21 protein-coding genes and 2 tRNA genes are annotated in these 17,509 nt (G+C 45.7%); 9 read left to right on the top strand and 14 right to left on the bottom strand.

The features are described from left to right. Nucleotides 1–6 precede the first annotated feature (6 nt). Nucleotides 7–1,275, bottom strand: coding sequence for a 3-isopropylmalate dehydratase large subunit (gene leuC / locus MCG98_RS11710; RefSeq protein WP_240302149.1), 1,269 nt, complete (start codon nt 1,273–1,275; stop codon nt 7–9). A 149-nt stretch (nt 1,276–1,424) separates the two neighbouring features. Between leuC and MCG98_RS11705 the strand changes: the two genes are divergently transcribed. Next, complete coding sequence (locus tag MCG98_RS11705) at nt 1,425–2,324, top strand: LysR family transcriptional regulator (RefSeq protein WP_240302148.1); 900 nt, start codon at nt 1,425–1,427, stop codon at nt 2,322–2,324. Here MCG98_RS11705 and MCG98_RS11700 read toward each other — a convergent pair whose 3' ends face one another. The 9 genes from MCG98_RS11700 to MCG98_RS11660 form a co-directional block, all read right to left on the bottom strand. Beyond that, nucleotides 2,325–2,819, bottom strand: coding sequence for a hypothetical protein (locus MCG98_RS11700; RefSeq protein ID WP_240302147.1), 495 nt, complete (start codon nt 2,817–2,819; stop codon nt 2,325–2,327). Continuing rightward, complete coding sequence (locus MCG98_RS11695; RefSeq protein ID WP_240302146.1) at nt 2,816–3,385, bottom strand: chromate transporter; 570 nt, start codon at nt 3,383–3,385, stop codon at nt 2,816–2,818. Before MCG98_RS11695 ends, MCG98_RS11700 begins: the two co-directional genes overlap by 4 nt. Beyond that, entirely contained in the window at nt 3,382–3,945 is a 564-nt protein-coding gene (locus MCG98_RS11690) for a chromate transporter (protein ID WP_240302145.1), read from the bottom strand. The genes MCG98_RS11695 and MCG98_RS11690 overlap by 4 nt, the downstream gene beginning before the upstream one ends. A 271-nt stretch (nt 3,946–4,216) precedes the next feature. Further along, nucleotides 4,217–5,236, bottom strand: a complete 1,020-nt coding sequence (gene ilvC / locus MCG98_RS11685) for a ketol-acid reductoisomerase (RefSeq protein WP_240302144.1) — start codon at nt 5,234–5,236, stop codon at nt 4,217–4,219. Nucleotides 5,237–5,455: 219 nt separating this feature from the next. Continuing rightward, on the bottom strand, nt 5,456–5,953 hold the full coding sequence (ilvN, locus tag MCG98_RS11680; RefSeq protein ID WP_028527939.1) for an acetolactate synthase small subunit: 498 nt from the start codon (nt 5,951–5,953) through the stop codon (nt 5,456–5,458). A gap of 72 nt (nt 5,954–6,025) precedes the next feature. Beyond that, complete coding sequence (locus MCG98_RS11675; RefSeq protein WP_240302143.1) at nt 6,026–7,411, bottom strand: MATE family efflux transporter; 1,386 nt, start codon at nt 7,409–7,411, stop codon at nt 6,026–6,028. 18 nt (nt 7,412–7,429) lie between these two features. Then, nucleotides 7,430–8,074 carry an ABC-2 transporter permease gene (locus tag MCG98_RS11670; protein WP_240302142.1) on the bottom strand — a complete coding sequence of 215 codons (645 nt, stop codon included), beginning with the start codon at nt 8,072–8,074 and terminating at the stop codon, nt 7,430–7,432. After that, nucleotides 8,071–8,931 (bottom strand): ABC transporter ATP-binding protein, encoded by an 861-nt coding sequence (locus tag MCG98_RS11665; protein ID WP_240302141.1) that lies wholly within the window; start codon nt 8,929–8,931, stop codon nt 8,071–8,073. The genes MCG98_RS11670 and MCG98_RS11665 overlap by 4 nt, the downstream gene beginning before the upstream one ends. Nucleotides 8,932–8,933: 2 nt before the next feature. Beyond that, the gene (locus MCG98_RS11660) at nt 8,934–9,308 is read right to left on the bottom strand and encodes a GntR family transcriptional regulator (protein WP_240302140.1); all 375 of its coding nucleotides are present in this window, start codon (nt 9,306–9,308) and stop codon (nt 8,934–8,936) included. A gap of 288 nt (nt 9,309–9,596) precedes the next feature. Here MCG98_RS11660 and MCG98_RS11655 point away from each other — a divergent pair, with 288 nt between their 5' ends. Further along, the gene (locus tag MCG98_RS11655) at nt 9,597–10,250 is read left to right on the top strand and encodes a chloramphenicol acetyltransferase (RefSeq protein ID WP_240302139.1); all 654 of its coding nucleotides are present in this window, start codon (nt 9,597–9,599) and stop codon (nt 10,248–10,250) included. Between the two features lie 42 nt (nt 10,251–10,292). On the opposite strand, the gene MCG98_RS11650 is transcribed toward MCG98_RS11655, so the two are convergent. Then, nucleotides 10,293–10,511 carry a DUF3006 domain-containing protein gene (locus tag MCG98_RS11650; protein ID WP_240302138.1) on the bottom strand — a complete coding sequence of 73 codons (219 nt, stop codon included), beginning with the start codon at nt 10,509–10,511 and terminating at the stop codon, nt 10,293–10,295. A 14-nt stretch (nt 10,512–10,525) separates the two neighbouring features. After that, complete coding sequence (locus tag MCG98_RS11645; protein WP_240302137.1) at nt 10,526–11,587, bottom strand: ComEC/Rec2 family competence protein; 1,062 nt, start codon at nt 11,585–11,587, stop codon at nt 10,526–10,528. A gap of 85 nt (nt 11,588–11,672) precedes the next feature. Here MCG98_RS11645 and MCG98_RS11640 point away from each other — a divergent pair, with 85 nt between their 5' ends. Next, on the top strand, nt 11,673–11,885 hold the full coding sequence (locus MCG98_RS11640; protein ID WP_240302136.1) for a hypothetical protein: 213 nt from the start codon (nt 11,673–11,675) through the stop codon (nt 11,883–11,885). Between the two features lie 66 nt (nt 11,886–11,951). On the opposite strand, the gene MCG98_RS11635 is transcribed toward MCG98_RS11640, so the two are convergent. Beyond that, nucleotides 11,952–12,572, bottom strand: coding sequence for a flavodoxin family protein (locus tag MCG98_RS11635; RefSeq protein WP_240302135.1), 621 nt, complete (start codon nt 12,570–12,572; stop codon nt 11,952–11,954). A gap of 169 nt (nt 12,573–12,741) precedes the next feature. Between MCG98_RS11635 and MCG98_RS11630 the strand changes: the two genes are divergently transcribed. The 4 genes from MCG98_RS11630 (at nt 12,742) to MCG98_RS11615 (ending at nt 13,485) form a co-directional block, all read left to right on the top strand. Beyond that, the gene (locus MCG98_RS11630; RefSeq protein WP_240302134.1) at nt 12,742–12,924 is read left to right on the top strand and encodes a hypothetical protein; all 183 of its coding nucleotides are present in this window, start codon (nt 12,742–12,744) and stop codon (nt 12,922–12,924) included. A 50-nt stretch (nt 12,925–12,974) separates the two neighbouring features. After that, nucleotides 12,975–13,048: transfer RNA gene (locus MCG98_RS11625), tRNA-Val, on the top strand. 3 nt (nt 13,049–13,051) lie between these two features. Then, nucleotides 13,052–13,124: transfer RNA gene (locus MCG98_RS11620), tRNA-Ala, on the top strand. Nucleotides 13,125–13,212: 88 nt separating this feature from the next. After that, entirely contained in the window at nt 13,213–13,485 is a 273-nt protein-coding gene (locus MCG98_RS11615; protein WP_240302133.1) for a GNAT family N-acetyltransferase, read from the top strand. 20 nt (nt 13,486–13,505) lie between these two features. On the opposite strand, the gene MCG98_RS11610 is transcribed toward MCG98_RS11615, so the two are convergent. Then, the gene (locus MCG98_RS11610; protein WP_240302132.1) at nt 13,506–15,320 is read right to left on the bottom strand and encodes an ABC-F family ATP-binding cassette domain-containing protein; all 1,815 of its coding nucleotides are present in this window, start codon (nt 15,318–15,320) and stop codon (nt 13,506–13,508) included. Nucleotides 15,321–15,456: 136 nt separating this feature from the next. Here MCG98_RS11610 and MCG98_RS11605 point away from each other — a divergent pair, with 136 nt between their 5' ends. Both MCG98_RS11605 and MCG98_RS11600 read left to right on the top strand, forming a co-directional pair. Then, nucleotides 15,457–15,945 carry a hypothetical protein gene (locus MCG98_RS11605; RefSeq protein ID WP_240302131.1) on the top strand — a complete coding sequence of 163 codons (489 nt, stop codon included), beginning with the start codon at nt 15,457–15,459 and terminating at the stop codon, nt 15,943–15,945. Nucleotides 15,946–16,129: 184 nt separating this feature from the next. Next, on the top strand, nt 16,130–17,458 hold the full coding sequence (locus MCG98_RS11600; protein ID WP_240302130.1) for an MATE family efflux transporter: 1,329 nt from the start codon (nt 16,130–16,132) through the stop codon (nt 17,456–17,458). Nucleotides 17,459–17,509: the final 51 nt, after the last annotated feature.

The following is a 17,509-nucleotide window of genomic DNA, read 5'->3' as shown; positions in this document are numbered from 1 at the left end:
AACCTCCTATAATCCAAGTTCTGTCGGTGCAGAAATTTTCCCTGTCACAGCGCTGGCTGCTGCAACAGCAGGACTAGCCAGATATACCTCTGATTTTACGTGACCCATTCTTCCGACAAAATTGCGGTTTGTCGTGGATATACATCTTTCCCCCTCAGCCAGAATGCCCATATAACCGCCCAGACACGGTCCGCAGGTCGGTGTACTGACAACGGCACCTGCTTCGATGAAGATCTTCAGCAGTCCCTCTTCCATAGCCTGAAGATAAATTTTCTGTGTTGCCGGAATTACAATACAGCGAACTCCCTTTTTCACCTTGCGCTCTTTAAGGATCTCAGCTGCGATTCTCAGATCGTCAATCCTGCCATTGGTACAGGATCCGATGACGGACTGATCGATGAGCACATCTTCCCTGATCTCGTCGATGGTTTTTGTATTTTCCGGAAGATGAGGAAATGCGATCGTCGGCTTCATTTCTGACAGATCGATCGTATATTCTTCATCATACACTGCATCTTCATCTGCCTCATAAACTTTAAATTCGCGTATAGAATGCTCTTTCATATAGGCTACTGCTTTTTCATCTACAGGGAAAATGCCGTTCTTTCCGCCAGCCTCGATCGCCATGTTTGCAATTGTAAATCTGTCATCCATGGACAAACCGGAGATTCCTTCTCCGACGAATTCCATGGATTTATATCGTGCACCATCCACACCGATCATGCCAATGATATGAAGAATCACATCTTTTCCGCTCACCCATTTGGATGGTTTTCCTACAATATTAAATTTGATGGCAGACGGAACTTTAAACCATGCTTTGCCAGTTGCCATGCCGGCAGCCATATCCGTACTTCCCACGCCCGTTGAAAATGCTCCAAGCGCGCCGTATGTACACGTATGTGAGTCTGCCCCAATCACAGTGTCTCCAGCCACAACCAGGCCTTTCTCCGGAAGAAGTGCATGTTCTATCCCCATCTCTCCCACATCAAAATAATTGGTGATATCGTGTTTACATGCAAATTCACGTACACATTTGCAGTGTTCCGCTGATTTAATATCCTTGTTCGGAATAAAGTGGTCCATAACCAGAGCCACCTTATCTTTATTAAATACGGTATCTACCGTCATCTTATCCATCTCATGAATGGCAACCGGTGAAGTGATATCATTTCCAAGCACCAGATCCAGATCTGCCTCAATTAACTGACCCGCTTCAACTTTGTCCAGCCCTGCATGTGCAGCCAGAATCTTCTGCGTCATAGTCATACCCATGATCCTTTTCCTCCTTTTCAGTCTCACATTTTTTGATTTCTCTTATCTTTGATATTGCTATTCTAGCATAAACATTGATATAATACAAATATATAAAACGAATACGTATTATAACTTTAAGTTATACAAACAGGAGGAGGCCCTGGGAAATGGATCAAAATTTGTCCCTCTACCGGATTTTTTATACCGTTGCCAACACACAAAACATCTCCAAAGCCGCATCGGAACTCTTTATCAGCCAGCCGGCGATCAGCAAATCACTCCGAAAGCTGGAAGAAAACTTAAATCTTTCGCTGTTTCTCCGAAACTCGCGCGGTGTCACGCTCACAGCGGAGGGGAAAACACTCTATACTTATGTATCTCAGGCATTCGACGCCCTGCAGGCGGGTGAAGAAAAACTGCGGCAGATTCAGGAACTCGGAATCGGTCATATCCGCATAGGAGTGAGCTCAACACTGTGCAAATTCACACTGCTTCCCTATCTGGAAGACTTTATCAAAACACATCCTCATATCAGGATCACCATCGAGTGTCAGTCTACCAGTCATACACTGTCTCTGCTCCGGGAAAACAAAATCGATCTGGGCCTGATCGGACGTCCGGAAACCCTTCCTCACCTGCAATTTGATTCACTCGGTGAGATCGAGGACATTTTTGTCGCCACCGGTACCTACCTTACAAACCTTACTCTGCGCTCAGCGGACGGCAATGCAGACATCTTTAAAAATGCCACACTCATGCTGCTCGATAAAGGCAATATCACACGTCAGTATATCGATGATTATCTGGCGCTCAATCACATTGAGACCAGTAACGTGCTTGAGATCTCCACGATGGACCTGCTGATTGAATTTGCAAAGATCAGCCTCGGCGTTGCCTGTGTCATCAAGCAGTTTGTCCAAAATGAGCTGACCTCAGGAGAACTCCTGGAGATTCCGCTGGAATATCCCATCCGGAAGCGTGAGATAGGTTTTGCCTATCCCCGCCAGGCAAGTCAGCCGGGGGCTGTCCGGAAATTTATCGACTTCTGTCTGAAAAAGAGGGCCTAGTCAAACGATCAGAACCGTGTCATCCTCCAAAAGGCGTTTTGCCAGAAACAGCAGGAGAATCAGCAGAGTGCCATCCTCCGGTTTTTTCTGCAGCGTTAACTGTGTTTTCCACCTCAGCATATGCCGAATGATTCCGACCAGTTCGCCCCGGCAGTAAAGCTCCATCTCCCTGGATACCCTCTGATGCAGTGAAAAGCAGTACTCTCCCTCAATGCCCATATCCAGACGCAGAGGCATCGGGGGGCGGAACGACGCTTCCTGTATCGTCTTCCCCTGTTTATCTGTCTGATAGAAAAAACGTCCCTCCAGAAACAGATCATTCCCTTTAGTCACCCGGCATGTATCCCGGTCGCGCTGGTAAAAATATACTGCCCTGCACCCGTTGGCTGTCACTTCCAGCTTTCGGTCTCTTCGTTGCCTTGCCTTTGCAATACATTTCGCCTGCTCATCATACAGATACCACCATCCCCAAAATTCCACACCGGAAAACCTCATACAATCACTCCTTTTACAACCGAATACAGCACTTCCATCACACCACACATCACCATCACAAGGATTGGGTTTTTGTTCTTTACCTTCAGCAGAATCACAGCTATGATAAAAATAATCACGGCATCGAATCTGATATTCTTGAGATGCAAGGCCTCGCTGCCAAAAAATGCTGACAGCAGGATACTGATACCCGCTGAAGCAATCATGGCAACAACCGCCGGCCGAAGCGAATCCAGAATCCCCTGCAGCATATTCATTTTTCTGTATTTCAGGTAGATAAAGGCAAGCAGCAGAACAAGAATACAGGATGGGAGGATGCATCCGACAGTAGCGATAACTGCCCCGCCGATTCCGGCTATCTTAAGTCCGACGAAGGTAGCCGAATTGATGGCGATCGGTCCCGGGGTCATCTGTGATATCGTGATCAGATCCGTGAACTCTCCCAGTGTCAGCCACGAATGAACATTCACCACCTGCTCCTTGATCAGAGGCATTGCTGCATATCCGCCGCCGAAGCTGAACATGCCGATCTGCAGAAAGCTTAAAAACAGTTGGATATAAATCATGATCCCTTCCTCCTCTCCAGAAGTGTCCTTATTACACCAAGCAGTGCGCATGCGATCACAACCAATACAACATTCACGCCAAATATACAGGTTGCTGCAAATGCCGCACACATGATGACGATGGATACGGCATTTTTCGCGTGTACGATACCGTACCCCATTTCATATACTACCACTGCGATCACAGCCCCTACGCCTGACTGCATGCCGTTCAGCATCATCTGCACGCAGGGATTGCTGTTAAACGCCTCATAGCAGAGGGAAATCAGGGAAATGATCACAAACGGCGGCAGGATTGTTGCAGCTATACTCACAAGCGCACCCAAAACTCCAGCTATCTTATACCCCATTACGATCGCCCCGTTTACTGCGATCGCCCCAGGTGCAGACTGCGCGATCGCAACCAGGTCCAGCATCTCATCCTCATCAATCCAACCAAAATCATCCACAAATTTTTTCTTCATCAATGTCACAATGACGTATCCGCCTCCAAATGTAAATGCACTCAGATACAGCGTTGATAAAAATAACTTTCCTAAAATATGCCGCTTCTCTTTCATAAAAGTCTCCGCTCCTTTCATGTTCAGTATATTCCGGATCGCTATATATGTAAAATAGTATTAATAAATAAATATACTGGAGGAATATTACGGAATACGGCTGTTCGACCGCATCTTCTTCCATCACAAAAATAAATATCTTCCAAAATCAGCGCAGGCATTTATCCGCCTCTGCCATACCGTAAAACAGTGATCTTCCGGATAATAAAAAAGCTGTTTCAAAATGGCCCTGTAACCATTTTGAAACAGCCTCTGTCATTGCGGTATTGCATTAGTTATTGATCAGTTTATCTTCGTCGCTCCAGCTGTACAGCTTACGCACTTCTTCACCCACTACTTCTGCAGGATGTTCTGCGGCGAGTTTTCTCATTGCTCTGAAGTGAGCCTGTCCGCCCGCCTCTGACATATCAAGCAGGAAGTCTTTTGCAAATGTACCATCCTGGATATCGCTCAGGATCTTCTTCATTGCTTTCTTCGTGTCCTCTGTGATGATCTTCGGTCCCGTGATATAATCGCCGTACTCAGCAGTGTTGGAGATAGAATATCTCATGCCTGCAAATCCTGACTGATAAATCAGGTCTACGATCAGTTTCATCTCATGGATACATTCAAAATATGCATTTCTTGCATCATATCCTGCTTCCACCAGCGTCTCAAAACCTGCCTGCATTAATGCACAGACACCACCGCACAGTACTGCCTGCTCACCGAACAGGTCTGTCTCTGTCTCTGTTCTGAATGTTGTTTCCAGAACACCGGCTCTTGCTCCGCCGATTCCCAATGAGTATGCGAGTGCTTTGTCAAGTGCCTTTCCGGTTGCATCCTGATATACAGCGACCAGAGACGGAACACCTTTTCCAGCTTCATATTCGCTTCTCACTGTATGTCCAGGTCCTTTCGGAGCGACCATTGTTACATCAACGCCCTTCGGAGGAACAATCTGTCCGAAATGGATAGCAAAACCATGGGCGAACATCAGCATATTGCCCTCTTCCAAGTTCGGTTCGATCGATTCTTTATACATTGCTGCCTGTTTTTCATCATTGATCAAAACCATGATGATATCAGCCTGTTTTGCAGCTTCTGCTGCGGTATAAACCTGAAATCCCTGCGCTTCTGCTTTTGCCCAGGATTTACTTCCCTCATAAAGTCCGATGATAACATCGCATCCGGAATCTTTTAAGTTCAGGGCATGTGCATGTCCCTGGCTTCCATATCCGATTACTGCGATTTTTTTTCCTTCCAATAATGAAAGATTACAATCTTCCTGATAATAAATTCTTGCTGCCATTTTTCTTCCTCCCGGCTATTAATAATTTATTTGGTAATAATTCAGGACGGCGGGGCAATTGGTACGAAAAAGCGGCGTCAAGCTTGCTTGTAAGTCGCTTTTTCGTATCAATTTCCACATTGGATGAACATCCGATGCTTCTTGACCGGCCTTTTCGGTCAAGAAGATGCGCCGTCCTGAACAGTTACTTTATTTGTTAGGGGTTAATCCTCTAGCGAGCTAAAAAAAACGTACGTCTTCTGATCCCCTGGCCAGACCGGCTAACCCTGTCCTTGCGACCTCCAGAATCTCATACTCACCCAGGATGTCAAGAAATGCTTCCAGTTTATCCTGTGAGCCTGTCAGTTCAATGATCATGGATTCTCTTGCTACGTCAACAATCTTTGCACGGAAAATCTGTGCGGTTGTGGTAACGCTCTGACGCTGCTGCGGAAGAACCTTGATCTTTATCAGCATCAATTCCCTGTTGACGCTCTCATCCGATTTCAGTACTTTTACATATCGGACATCAACAAGCTTCTCCACCTGTTTCATAATCTGATCCAGCACCAGATCATCCCCGCTGCACACTACTGTCATACGGGAAATTCTCGGGTTTGCCGTCACGCCAACAGTAAGGCTGTCGATATTATAGCCTCTGCGGCTGAACAGACCGGAAACACGGCTCAGCACACCGGATGTGTTGTCAACTAATATGGATAATACTCTTCGCTTCATACTCATCCTACTTTCTCCCACTAATGCGGTAAATAACCTTGTCAATTATTCTACCAATTTATACTTTTTTTGTCAATGGCTATTTGGCAGGATTGGCTTATCACCGCGCATCAGCTTCCGGAAAGAAATAATAAACAGAATCACCGTCACACTGACCGCGCATGCGTCTGCAAGAGGTTCTGCTGTAAATACCGCCATCGTCTGACTCCCGGTAAATACCCTGGGCAGTACGAATATAAGCGGTATCAGAAGAAAGACTTTTCTCAGCAGCGCCAGAAAAACAGAAGTTTTTGCATTCCCCAGAGCGATAAATGTCTGTTGGCAGGCGATCTGCGCTCCAAAAACTAATGAGACTGCCATATACACACGGATTGCTTCAGCGGTGAATGCTACAAGCTCTGTTTTTGATGTAAACATATGTATTACAACCTGAGGCGCAAACATGCAGACTGCCCATACCAGAACAGAATACGACAGGCAGCTGACCAGCATCAGCCTGAACGTATGTTTCACCCGCTTCAGATTCCCGGCCCCGTAATTGTAGCTGATGATGGGCTGGCCTCCCTGTGTCAGTCCCGTCAGAGGCAGCATGGAGAACTGCATGGCACTGTTCAGAATCGTCATCGCACCGACCGCCAGATCACCCCCGTATTTCAGAAGCTGCGTATTGAAACATACTGACAGCACACCTTCTGTAAACTGCATGATAAACGGTGACACGCCAAGCGCGACGCAGGGAAAGATCACCTTCGCCCGCAGACGGAAATATCTCGGCCGAATATGTAGTACTGTTTTTTTCGAACGCAAAAAACACAGCACCCAGACCGCCGATACCAGCTGCGAAAGAATCGTCGCAAGCGCAGCACCTTTCACTCCCATGCCAAACACGAAGATGAAGATGGGATCCAGTATGATATTCAATACGGCACCGATCAGAACAGTCAGCATACTTGTCTTGGCGAATCCCTGTGCGGTGATAAACGCATTCATGCCGAGTGCCAGCTGAACAAACAGTGTACCGCACGCATAAATCCGCATATAATCAATTGCGTATCCGATTGTATTTTCACTTGCACCGAACATCATCAGTATCGGACGCCCGAATACAAGAAAGGCAACAGTCAGTATCACACCCAGAATCAGCAGCATGATGAAACTGTTGTTCATGATCTCTTCAGCCGCGTCCTCATCACCTTTGCCCATCATAATGGATGCGCGCGGAGCACTCCCCATACTGGCCAGCGCTGCAAATGCTGAAATTGCCATAATCAGCGGCATGCACACGCCGACTCCTGTGAGTGCCTTATCCCCGATATCCGGAATATGTCCGATATACATGCGGTCTACGATATTGTACAGTACGTTTATGATCTGCGCCGCAATAGCCGGCAAGGCCATCTGAAATAACAGCTTCCCTGCCGGCATTGTGCCCAGTCTTTTCTCTTGTTCCTGGTTCATTCCTGCTCTCTCCCTGGTTTAAAATTCTTTTTTCTGAAATATCTTAACTGAGATCTGATAGGAGACAGTTATGATCACAGCCAGCAGCAGTATACCGACTGCGGTTGCTGTTATGCCCGATATTCCTCCGGTAATCCATGTCAAAAGACTTCGCTTAGTATCAGGTGTCAGTACTCTGCTCCCCAGTAAAATCATCGCTCCCGGAATCAGAATCACCGCAAGCAGCAGAATACGCGCCTTTTCAACCTTCCATTTCAGTGAGGCCGGAATGATAATGGACAGCGCCACCAGATAAAAAACGCCTCCTCCAAGTGCCTGCGGCAGCCATTCCCGCAGCAAAATGCCATTTATTGCTGCAATAACGGCACCGATAACCGCTGTCACTGTAAAGATCAATAAGAGTTCTATTAAGAACAGCAGATATTTCTCTTGTACTATTTTCCTACGATTTACCGGCAGTGTCAAGCAATAAGTAAATCCCCCTGACTCGTCAATGGAAATCACAGAAAAGATCTGTGTCAGGCCCAGCATCAGTCCGAGGAAAATCATATACGTAGGACTTTTCAGCATAACTGCAATCACCCCAAAGAGCAGTATGGTCCCCAGATACTGTTTCACATACAGTTTCTGCATATAAAAATCTTTCAAAAGCAATCCTCTCATACCCTCTCCCCCTTTACCATAAACAGAATAATTTCCTCTATATTCGTCGTATCGACAGCCAGTTTTGGGAATCTGCTTTTTATCTGCATACGGTTTTCTACCAGCACTTCATATTCGAAATGATTTCTCCGGACACCTTTTACATGTTTTTTCGGCAGCTGTTCGTAATCCTCACGAGTACAGCGCACCACACCGTAGTCATATAGCATCTCATCTTTGTTCAGGCAAAACCTCAGTTCTCCATTGTCAAGATAGGCTATATAATCTGCGGCTTTTTCCAGATCGCTCGTAATATGTGAAGAGATCAAAACCGTATGTTCTTCATCCTGAATGAACTCCAGCAGCAGTTCCAGAATATCATCCCTCACCACCGGATCCAGGCCACTCGTTGCCTCATCCATAATCAGCAGGCTGGCATTATGAGACATGGCAATGATAATGTTCAGTTTCATTTTCATCCCCTGAGAGTAGTCTTTGATTTTTTTATCCGGATCGATGTGAAACCTTTTCAGATACTGCTCATACGTCTCCTGCTGCCATCCGGCAAAAACCGAATGCATACATTTCCCAACATCAACCGCACACATGCCAGATGCAAAATCGAGCCCTGTGATCACTGCCCCCACATTATTTTTCCAGTTGACTGGCAGTTCATCCATTAAAACACCGTCAATTCTGATCTCACCTCCGTCACAGTGGAACAGTTGCAGAATAAGTTTTAAAAGCGTTGTCTTCCCTGCTCCGTTTTCTCCTACCAGGCCCACGATACATCCTTTGGGGATATCCAGTGTCACATTGTTCAGTGTAAAGGTATCAAAATGCTTTGTTACATTTTTTAAACTGATTGCCGTTCCCATATTCAGACCTCCTCATACAGCATGACGAGCATTTCCACCAGCTCTTCTTTTGTCACTGCCGCCTGATGAGACTGCTCAATAGCGGCATTTAAATATTCTTCGATTATCTTCAGCTGTTCTTCCTTCATTAATTCATGGTTGGTATCCGCGACAAAACTTCCTTTACCGACAACAGAATAGATAAATCCTTCTTTTTCAAGATCCTCGTATGCGCGTTTTGTCGTGATCACACTGATCCTGAGCTCTTTTGCCAGGAGACGCATTGACGGCAGTGCGTCTCCCGGCTTTAACTCTCCGGACAGGATCATGCCTTTCATCTGGGAAGTAATCTGCTCGTAAATCGGTTTTCCACTCGAATTACTGATAATAATGTTCACGCCTTCTCCCCCTTCTCTGTGTCGTTTTAGTGTATATACTCATTATATACACTCATATACATTTTGTCAACGATATTTTAAAAGATTACAGCAGATAACAGTTCTGTTTTAAAAAATAAGAAACCAGCATCCAAAAGCATGTGGCTGCGATAGGCTGCCAATTTTGCAAATTTTTCTGCTGCCCAATGAAAAGCTTTCATACAGCGTACAATCTCAGTAAAATCCCTGTAAATAACTGAGACTGCATGCTATAATATGGAGAAGTATATAATTGGGAGATGATAAACAATGACTTTTTCTTTAATTGATACAGACGAATGGGAACGCGCTGACCATTTCAGATATTACCAAACGGCACTTCCATGCTCCTACAGCCTGACAGCCTGGCTGGATGTGACAAAATTCAGAAAGATGCTGGATTCACAGAAACTAAAGTTTTATCCGTCTTTTGTATACTGTGTATCTCGTCTCATAAAATCGACAGATGAATTTCGAATGGGCGTGGATGCGGACGGTCATCCAGGCAGGTTTGACTGTATGCATCCAAATTATACGATTTTCCATAAAGATGACGGCACATTCTCTGATCTGTGGACATTTTACGATGATGATTTCAGCATTTTTTACCACAATATGCGATCGGACATGGAGCATTACAGAAATGCAAAAGGAGTGAAAGTAAAAGAAGGACAGCCCAGGAATTTCTTCTGTATTTCATGCCTGCCCTGGCTGTCGTATACCGGCATCTCAACTTCTGTTTCCGGAGGCACGCCAAACCTGTTTCCAATTATCACTTACGGAAAATACATGAGAAGGGATGGCCGGCTTACCATGCCATTTTCTGTCACAATCTCCCATGCAAGCGCTGACGGCTACCACACTTCCCTGTTTATAAACCATCTCCAGACACTGCTGGATGAAGTCAAACTGTGCATACCGTAAACAGTGCAGGAGGTTCACACCAGAGGTGAATCTCCTGCACTGTTATTTTTTCTTTAAAAGACGCTCAAACAAAGCGTCTGCTTTCTTCTTTCTGTTATGGGTCTCCCCGGCAAGAATCCGTGCAAAGCCATTTTCATACAATACAACGTCCCCATCCTTTGGCGCTGATGAAAATGCGGATACAGGTATCTGCAGCATTTCCTTCTTTTCGTTTTCACAGATCACCAGTTCTTTCTCTCTGCGGTCTACAATCAATTTCATTCCCCTATTCCTCCTTACTGCGGCGGTCTGCATTTACTGCACGGCGTCATCCCCTTTGCCTTTGCTTCCCGAAGCGGTACTTCTATATCACTTGATTTCAAATGCCGGCACCCGGCATTGTGATACTTTTTCCCCGTTTTTGTGATATGGACAATGGCCCCAGACTGCTCTGCCCAACAGGTTCCGGCCTTCATTGATGTACTTGGCTTCAAATTCCAGGTTATTTTGCTGCCGTCGCTTTTTGCAATAATGGTCCCCTGTTCGTCAGTGCGAAAAACTTTAATTCCCTGTTCCGCAAAATATTTCAGTACGCTGGCATCCGGATGTCCGTACTGGTTCCCTGTACCGCAGCTGATAACCGCATATTCAGGATTCACGGCATCTATAAACTTCTCACTGTTTGAAGTTTCACTGCCATGATGCCCCGCTTTTAATACATCGCTGCGAACCTCAATTCCACTGTCCAGAATGTCTTTTTCGGTCTGCCCCTCGCCATCTCCTGTAAAAATAAAATGGTTGTCACCGTGTTCCAGCCTGATCCCCACTGACCAGCTGTTCAGTTCATCTCCGTAATCTGCTTCTTTATCAGGGGCCAGTACGGTAAATTTACCGTTTCCTATCGGATACACATCTCCCGCATGAGCCAGTGTAATCTCCAGGTTTTTCTCTTGCAAAGCCTCCAGCACATCAAGAAAGGTCCGAGATGTATGTGTCTTATCCGGCATTAAGACTGTATCGATATCAAATGCATCAATGACATCATCCATCCCGCCAATATGGTCTTCGTGGGGATGTGTGCAGACCACGTAGTCCAGCTTTTTGATTTTCAGCCGCTCAAGGTAATCTACAACTGTCATACCGTCTTCATTGTTGCCGGCATCGATCAAAAGGCTGCCTCTGTTGGATGTTATCAAAATACTGTCCGCCTGTCCCACATCGATAAAGTGGATTTCCATTGCGGATGTTTTCGTTGTTTTTGCCGACGTCACATCAGCCGCCGAAAATAAAAACACTGCAGCGGACAGAATAAATAAAACACCAAATATCCACCGCAAAACTTTTACTGCCCTTTTCATGAACTCCCCTCCCTGATGTTTTTTGTCCTCACTTACATATTTTCTCAGCTCATGCACATACTGATTCAGAAAGGTGGTGTTAAAAATGGAAAGTAAAATCACAACCAATGCCATGGATCTGCCTTCTTCCTGTCACTCCAAAATGGATGACGTGATGGAACAGGCAATAGCAGCAGAATCTTACAGTATCGCAGACATCTCAGACTCCTGCTGTTCAGAAATTCAGGCGTGTGAACAGAGAATCAGCTCAGAGCTTGGAAAACATATCTCTCTGATCGCCTATGAATCTGATCATTGAGAATAACAGTAACTTCCCCCTGCCGTTCAATATATTATGAATGCAGGGGGGTATGTACTTAAGTTTTTAGCGTATAAAATTTGTCATCGTTCTCTGCTTTGTGGCAGGCGGATCAATCCTTCCCTTCGCGTCATGAATCAGCTTCACCAGCCACGCAACATTGCGCCCTAGTTTAGCCATTACTTCCACGCCTTCCGTATCCTGAAGCACTTCCCCCGCATCCAGACCATGCGCTGCCTGCCAATAATCGGAAGTTGCGATCACCATCTCCATTGTATTCAGATATGCGTTGAGCTGTTGGTAAGTCTCCAGTCCCCCTGACCTGCGCAGTGTAACCAGCGCCGCTCCAACTTTGTGGTGCAGTCTGCTGCCCGCTGCAAGAAATGCCCGGTCAAGGAAGCATTTCATACCTCCGGCAATACCACCATAATACACCGGCGACGCCAGGATGATTCCGTCTGCTTCCACCATTTTGTCAATCCAGTTATTCACTTCATCCCCCTGAACGCAATGGCCGCTTCCGGTCTCCATACATTTACTGCAGGCAGTACACGGTTTTGCCTTCGCACCCACCTGTATGATTTCCAGTTCAATATCCTGCGCATTTAATTCTTTCTCAACGATTTTCAGACATTGTTCTGTATTGCCCCTTTTACGGGGACTTCCGTTAAACGCAACTACTTTCATACTGTGTTCCCTCCGTACCTCACTGTTTCAGCATTGGCTTTCTGTCTTTTTCCTATTATATCATATTTTTTTGTTTTTTGTGTCCTTTTCCAGTTCGGTGTCACTGTATAATTCATAAAAATAACCACATACTACATAAAAACAACAGATTGGAAAGGAGGCAACATCTATGCTTGATAATGAAGAGCTGCCGATCGGCTTTACCATGGAACTTGCATTACATCCTGAAATCATGAGTCACTTTTCCGGACTTCCCCAGGAAAAACAAAATGCGGTCGTCGATGGAGCACGTGAGATATCCTCCCGCCAGGAAATGCACAGCTATGTTATGTCTATTCATGACGTTTACTGAGAATTTTCTGTTGCGCAGAAGGTACCTTATCTGATACAATGTTCTCATATGGAAGCATAGCTCAGCTGGGATGAGCGTTCGCCTGACACGCGAGAGGCCATGGGTTCGAGCCCCATTGCTTCCATATGGGGCATTAGCGCAGCTGGGAGCGCGCAACAATGGCATTGTTGAGGTCACGGGTTCGAGCCCCGTATGCTCCAGTTCAAAAAAGCGATAGATCCGTGTAACAAGTTGGATTTATCGCTTTTCTTTACCATATACTATGATCCACAGACAGGAGGCAATAACATGAATTTCAATCATGATAAAAACAGAATCTATTTACCTGACGACAGGGATAACACACTTGCGGAAGTTACGTTTCCTGCTATAAGTGATGATACCGTGAATATTAATCATACCTTTGTAGACAACTCTCTGAGAGGTCAGGGAGTGGCGGGCAAACTTATGGAGACTGTCGCAAAGCTTCTGCAGTCTCAAAACAAGAAGGCTGTTTTAACCTGTTCATACGCGGTGAAATGGTTTGGAGAACATCCGGAATATAAAAATCTTATCAGATAATCTTTCGCGCACCGGGGCGTTTACTTCTGCGCCTCGATGCGTTCAGCCAGATCATTCAGATAGACCCAGCGCTCCATCTTTTCTTCCAGTATGGCCTCTGTCTTTTCTTTTTCTGCGGTCAGCTCTGACAGCCTCAGTGAATTCGTGGCATTCGCCAGCATATCATCATCCAGTTTCTCAATCTTCTCCTCAAGAACGGCAATCTCATCATCAATCGTCTCAAACTCTTTCTGCTCTTTGTAAGTGAACTTCAATTTTACAGGGGCATTTTTCTTCCAGTCTTTACCCTGTGTTTTTTTCTTTTCGGAATTTCCAGTGCTTTCAGTTTTTCCGGACTCCCGGCTTTTAGATTCCCCTGTTCTTTTAGCCTCCAGATAGTCCGTATAGCCTCCTTCATACTGCTGAAGATGTCCGTTGCCGTCAAACTCAAAGATACGGTCCACCACATTGTCCAGAAAATACCGGTCATGCGATACTGTGATGATAATTCCCGGAAACGTTGTCAGAAAATCTTCAAGTATCGTCAGGGTCGGAATATCAATGTCATTGCTCAGCTCGTCAAACAGATATACATTTGCTCCGGTAAAAATCACCTTCAGCAGATACAGCCTCTTTTTCTCTCCACCGGACAGCTTCGACACAGGTGAATACTGCATATCCGGCGTGAATAAAAAACGTTCCAGCATCTGGGATGCCGTGATTCTTCCATCCTTTGTCGGGATATATTCTGCCACATCCTTGATATAATCGATAACTCTCTGATCCGTGTCCATATCCGGTACTTCCTGAGCAAAATAACCAATCCTGATCGTTTCACCCGATACTACCTCACCTGAATCCGGCTGTTCCAGTCCGGCGATAATTCGCAAAAGCGTAGACTTTCCGCAGCCATTCGGGCCAATAATCCCAAGACGCTGATTCCTCAGTACAATATAATTAAAATCTTCAATCAGTTTTTTGCCGCCGTAATTTTTGCTGACATGATGCAGCTCCACCGTTTTTTTACCCATCCTGGTTTCCACTGCATCCACTTCTATTGTCTGATTATATGTTAAAACCCCACCGTTTTTCAGCGCTTCCAGCCTCTCCAGCCTGGCTTTTTGTTTCGTAGTTCTCGCACGGCATCCACGCCTGGCCCATTCAAGCTCCATACGCAGGACACTCTTTCGCTTTCGCTCAGATGCCGCTTCCATCTCTTCACGCTGAGCTTTCATCTCCAGAAACTTTGAATAATTGGCATCATACCCGTATAACTGCCCATGATCGATCTCCAGGATTTTATTGGTCACCCTGTCCAAAAAATACCGGTCGTGCGTAACCATAACAATAACTCCCCGGAATTTATTCAGATATTCTTCCAGCCAGGTCAGCATTTTATTATCAAGATGATTCGTCGGCTCATCCAGCAGAAGTACATCAAACGCAGAGATCAACGTTTTTGCAAGTGCGGTCTTCTTTTTCTGACCTCCGGACAGATGGCACAGGAGTTCATCGTGATCAGTAATGCCCAGCTGATTCAAAGCACTCTTCGCCTCACTCCTGGCTGTCCAGTCTGTCTCCGGTATCCCTTCCGTCACATAGGAAAATACCGTACTGTCTTTTGGATATTCCGGATTCTGCGGCAAATATGCAACACGCAGGCCATTCTGTGTAATCACCTGCCCCTCATCCGGCTCCTCTTCTCCTGCGATCATCCTGAGCAGCGTCGTTTTACCGGTTCCATTGATACCGATAATCCCGATTTTATCTCCCTCATGAATTCCAAAGGAGACATCATCAAAAATTTTTTTATCTCCATATATTTTGCTGATATGTTCAATATTTAAAATATTCATAAATCTCCTCATTTCTTTTCAATTCCATGATTATCATAAGGGATTTTCTGTAAAACGTCAACGACAGCGTATAGATTTTACAGGCCGGTAAGATACTAAATCTGATTCTCATGTGAATGATCGGAGGTTTTTAGTGATGAAACAAATTCAGATTCTCCTCATGAAATACACATCTCTGTTTGTTTTCTGCGGCCTCATATACGTAGGGATCGAAATACTCTTCCGTCAGCGCTCGGATCACACCATGTTCTTTCTGGCAGGCTTCTGCGGCACTGTATTCTTAACCGGACTGAACAACCTGTTTTCTTATGAGCTGGACTATATCCTTCAGGTATTGATGAGCGGTACCTGCTGCACATTGTCTGAATGGGTCTGCGGCAGACTCGTCAATATGGATTACCACATCTGGGATTACCGCGGACTCTGGCTGTCCAGTGCCGACGGCCAGGTAAATTTCTTTTTTTTTCTTGCATGGTGCGTTATATCAGCACTTGCAATCCCATGCCTGGATTATATTGAATGGAGAGTTTTCAGCTACCACGCAGATACGCCCCCGTACTATAAGATATTTGGCCGTATACGGTTTCAGTTCCATCAGGGGATACGGACTCACGTGAAAGAATAGCCCGTTGATTTAAACTTGTCAAAGACTCAAAAACATGCTATAGTAATGGCATAAATTTAATGAAACGGGTGAGCACCTACCGTATGCAAGGCTACCTTTGCATACGGTATTTTTTTGTGCAGACCAGAAATTTTACTCGCTGGGTACTCTTACCCTCCATTACATATGATCCCGAGGTGAAATCATGCGTTTTACAGAAATACAAAATACGCAGAAAAGCATCGCTTCTGTGCTGATAAAATTCAGTATTCCCCTCATTCTCAGCGGTGTTTTGCAGCAGCTCTACAATTGGGCGGATGCATTTATTGTCGGAAACGTGGAAGGCGAACTTGCGCTGGCCGCCATAGGCGCAACAGGTACGGTCATTAATTTTTATCTCATGGCGATAACAGGATTTACACTCGGGCTGTCTATCCTGTTTGCCAGAAAAGCCGGCAGCGGGGACACCGGTTTTATATCCAAAATACTTTCCACCTACTCAATACTCCTTGGTATTGTTTTTGTTCTGCTTGCGGCGGCTGGAATCTGGCTGACGCCTCCGATTCTTCATCTGATGCATACTACTCAGAATACTGTACATCTGGCGGAAGATTATTTGCAGATCATCTTTGCCGGCATTCCTTTTCTGGCCGTATACAATGTTTACTCCGCCGCATTGCGCGGAATTGGTGACAGCCGGGCTCCATTTTTAGCGGTTCTCGTTTCTTCCGTTATCAATGTGCTTTTAGACATTCTGTTCGTTGCCGTACTACACCTGGGTGTTGGCGGTGCAGCCGGGGCAACCGTTATTTCGCAGGCGGCAATGACAACTTTTCTCATTGTCTACGCTGTAATAACACACAGTAAACTGCGTTTTCGTTTTAAACAGGCAATACACCGAAAAGCACTGCTTCAGGGCCTTCGTCTGGGTTTCCCTCCCATGATCCAATCCAGTGTCAGTGCCTTTGGCAGTCTGCTGCTGCAAAATTTTATGAATGGCTTTGGAACGCAGACCGTTGCCGCCATCACTACCGCATACCGCGTGGACACGATTATTCTTCTTCCGATCATTAATCTCGGCTCTGGAATTTCTACCATTGTCGCGCAGAGTCATGGTGCCGGCAAGATAAAGGAAACACAAAGAATATTTGCTTCGGGCACTGCCATCATGACTGCGGTGTCCCTGTTTCTGACTCTGCTGGTCATTCCGACCGGTGGGAGGTTGATCTCAATGTTTGGCGTGGGGAAAGATGCAGCGGAAATCGGGCAGGATTTTTTTCAGCGTATTGCCTGTTTTTATCTGATCTACGGACTGGCCACCGCATTGCGTGGTTATCTGGAAGGCATCGGGCATCTTCTTTATTCCAGCATTGCAGGCATCGCATCGCTGGTCTTTCGGATCTTTGCATCATATACAATGGCTGCGCTCTTTCACAATATGGTGATTGCATATGCAGAGGGCTTCTCGTGGGGAATACTGCTGCTGTTATACCTGATCCGCCTGATGCAGAAACGAAGGCCTAAAGACAAATGAATATACCTGTCACGTTAAGAACCGCACCGGCCAAACGGTCAGTGCGGTTCT

Origin of the sequence: Ruminococcus sp. OA3, from assembly GCF_022440845.1 — a bacterium.
In the GTDB taxonomy this organism is placed as follows: Bacteria; Bacillota; Clostridia; order Lachnospirales; family Lachnospiraceae; genus Ruminococcus_G.
The sequence above is the reverse complement of the archived record's forward strand: the minus strand, read 5'-3'. Positions and strand labels throughout refer to the sequence as shown.

Coding starts and splice junctions, on each gene's coding strand:
- ilvC (WP_240302144.1), bottom strand. CDS start 5,236: ATGGCAGCAAGAATTTATTATCAGGAAGATTGTAATCTTTCATTATTG.
- MCG98_RS11630 (WP_240302134.1), top strand. CDS start 12,742: ATGCTTGATAATGAAGAGCTGCCGATCGGCTTTACCATGGAACTTGCA.
- MCG98_RS11650 (WP_240302138.1), bottom strand. CDS start 10,511: ATGAAATTGATTGTAGACCGCAGAGAGAAAGAACTGGTGATCTGTGAA.
- ilvN (WP_028527939.1), bottom strand. CDS start 5,953: ATGAAGCGAAGAGTATTATCCATATTAGTTGACAACACATCCGGTGTG.
- MCG98_RS11665 (WP_240302141.1), bottom strand. CDS start 8,931: ATGGGAACGGCAATCAGTTTAAAAAATGTAACAAAGCATTTTGATACC.
- MCG98_RS11690 (WP_240302145.1), bottom strand. CDS start 3,945: ATGAAAGAGAAGCGGCATATTTTAGGAAAGTTATTTTTATCAACGCTG.
- MCG98_RS11670 (WP_240302142.1), bottom strand. CDS start 8,074: ATGAGAGGATTGCTTTTGAAAGATTTTTATATGCAGAAACTGTATGTG.
- MCG98_RS11695 (WP_240302146.1), bottom strand. CDS start 3,385: ATGATTTATATCCAACTGTTTTTAAGCTTTCTGCAGATCGGCATGTTC.
- MCG98_RS11600 (WP_240302130.1), top strand. CDS start 16,130: ATGCGTTTTACAGAAATACAAAATACGCAGAAAAGCATCGCTTCTGTG.
- MCG98_RS11645 (WP_240302137.1), bottom strand. CDS start 11,587: ATGAAAAGGGCAGTAAAAGTTTTGCGGTGGATATTTGGTGTTTTATTT.
- MCG98_RS11640 (WP_240302136.1), top strand. CDS start 11,673: ATGGAAAGTAAAATCACAACCAATGCCATGGATCTGCCTTCTTCCTGT.
- MCG98_RS11610 (WP_240302132.1), bottom strand. CDS start 15,320: ATGAATATTTTAAATATTGAACATATCAGCAAAATATATGGAGATAAA.
- leuC (WP_240302149.1), bottom strand. CDS start 1,275: ATGGGTATGACTATGACGCAGAAGATTCTGGCTGCACATGCAGGGCTG.
- MCG98_RS11700 (WP_240302147.1), bottom strand. CDS start 2,819: ATGAGGTTTTCCGGTGTGGAATTTTGGGGATGGTGGTATCTGTATGAT.
- MCG98_RS11605 (WP_240302131.1), top strand. CDS start 15,457: ATGAAACAAATTCAGATTCTCCTCATGAAATACACATCTCTGTTTGTT.
- MCG98_RS11705 (WP_240302148.1), top strand. CDS start 1,425: ATGGATCAAAATTTGTCCCTCTACCGGATTTTTTATACCGTTGCCAAC.
- MCG98_RS11635 (WP_240302135.1), bottom strand. CDS start 12,572: ATGAAAGTAGTTGCGTTTAACGGAAGTCCCCGTAAAAGGGGCAATACA.
- MCG98_RS11615 (WP_240302133.1), top strand. CDS start 13,213: ATGAATTTCAATCATGATAAAAACAGAATCTATTTACCTGACGACAGG.
- MCG98_RS11675 (WP_240302143.1), bottom strand. CDS start 7,411: ATGAACCAGGAACAAGAGAAAAGACTGGGCACAATGCCGGCAGGGAAG.
- MCG98_RS11655 (WP_240302139.1), top strand. CDS start 9,597: ATGACTTTTTCTTTAATTGATACAGACGAATGGGAACGCGCTGACCAT.